This is a genomic window from Xenorhabdus griffiniae, from assembly GCF_001028135.1.
In the GTDB taxonomy this organism is placed as follows: Bacteria; Pseudomonadota; Gammaproteobacteria; order Enterobacterales; family Enterobacteriaceae; genus Xenorhabdus; species Xenorhabdus bakwenae.
In genome coordinates this window covers 1-488 of sequence record NZ_LDNM01000168.1, presented here as the reverse complement: position 1 = coordinate 488, position 488 = coordinate 1, and the positions used below count along the sequence as shown (strand labels likewise).

Sequence of the window (488 nt, the reverse complement as noted above, 5' to 3'; positions counted from 1 at the left end):
CTCCTTACCGAAAGATAGTAGTTTTTGGTGCAGTGCTCACACAGATTGTCTGATGAAATAAAGAAGAGACGGGACGGAATAGGCTTGTAGCTCAGGTGGTTAGAGCGCACCCCTGATAAGGGTGAGGTCGGTGGTTCAAGTCCACTCAGGCCTACCAACTTTTCCGGACACCTCGATGGGGCTATAGCTCAGCTGGGAGAGCGCCTGCCTTGCACGCAGGAGGTCAGCGGTTCGATCCCGCTTAGCTCCACCATCCTCTTCTGATTTATAATCATTTCCGAACACATGCAAAGCCGTGTGTTGTGAAATGTAAGCTCTTTAACAATCTGGAACAAGCTGAAAATTTGAAACAGCCCGTGACGATGAATTCATCAGCACGGGTGAGTCTCTCAGACCCGTCAATCCGAAGACACCTTCGGGTTGTCAGGTTAAGCGACTAAGCGTACACGGTGGATGCCTAGGCAGTCAGAGGCGATGAAGGACGTGCT

General features: G+C 50.8%; 2 tRNA genes. Both read left to right on the top strand.

What is annotated here, in order from left to right:
• The first annotated feature begins 80 nt into the window (after positions 1-80).
• A tRNA-Ile gene (locus AAY47_RS19295) sits at positions 81-157 on the top strand.
• A 20-nt stretch (positions 158-177) separates the two neighbouring features.
• Positions 178-253 (top strand) — tRNA-Ala (locus tag AAY47_RS19290).
• Positions 254-488 lie beyond the last annotated feature (235 nt).